1 protein-coding gene is annotated in these 937 nt (G+C 74.6%); it reads left to right on the top strand.

All coding sequences use genetic code 11. From position 1 onward, the window contains the following. The coding region (locus LCD31_RS19790; RefSeq protein ID WP_224960122.1) for a discoidin domain-containing protein at positions 1-805 on the top strand (805 nt) is incomplete at its 5' end. Positions 806-937 lie beyond the last annotated feature (132 nt).

Here is a 937-nt window from a genome sequence, read left to right as displayed (position 1 = left end):
GGCCGCGGAACCGGCCGAGCAGCCGGACGACGACGACCAACCCGCCGCCGTGCAACCGGCGAAACCCATCGCACCCCGCCCCGAACAGCAGGCCGTCCAGCCCACGCCCGTCACCGAGGACGGACCGCCCTGCCCGTCCTGCGGAACCCCGAACCCGACCACCCGGCGGTTCTGCGTCCGCTGCGCGAGCGCGCTCAACCCCGACCCCGACGAACGGCCCACGAAGATCCGGTGGCGGAAGCGGCCGGACCGCGGACGGCTCCGCTGGCTCTGGCGCAGGCTCGCGATCCTCGGCACCGTGCTCGCCGTCGTCCTCGGCGGCTACCTGCTGTGGCCGTTCGGCACGTGGCTCGTGCAGGACGTGCTGGACAAGACGCTGGAGAAGGAGCAGATCACCCCGTCCAAGACCACGGCCAGCATCGAACTCCCCGGCCACCCCGCCGGGTTCGCCACCGACGGCATCACGAACCAGTACTGGGGCACGCCCGGCCCGGGCGAATGGATCGAGTTCGAGTTCGAGCGGCCGAGGCGCCTGCTCGGGACGGTCATCACCGTCGGACCGTCCACGGACGTCAAGAAGTTCCCGACCGAGGCCCACCCGTCCCTGGTCGAGATCACCACCACCGACTCGCGCGGCCGGACCGAGACCCGGCAGCAAGCCCTCCCCAGCACCACGGAGGCGACGCCCGTCGAGATCCGCCGCAGCGACGTCGTCCGGATCCGCCTGAAGGTCTTGGAAGCCCGGGGGCTCACCGCGGGCAAGCACGTCGCGCTGGCCGAGGTCGAGTTCTTCGTCCGGAAATGACCCCCGCGCACGACGACATCGGCGCGGGGGCCCCCCCGGGGGGGGGGGCGCGGCGGGGGAAAACCCCCGGCGGGGGGGGGGCGGGGGGGGGGGGGGGGGGGGGGGGGCCCCCCCCCCCGCGGCGCGGCCCTG

It is taken from the genome of Saccharopolyspora sp. 6M (genome assembly GCF_020176775.1).
In the GTDB taxonomy this organism is placed as follows: Bacteria; Actinomycetota; Actinomycetes; order Mycobacteriales; family Pseudonocardiaceae; genus Saccharopolyspora_C; species Saccharopolyspora_C gregorii.
The sequence above is the reverse complement of the archived record's forward strand: the minus strand, read 5'-3'. Positions and strand labels throughout refer to the sequence as shown.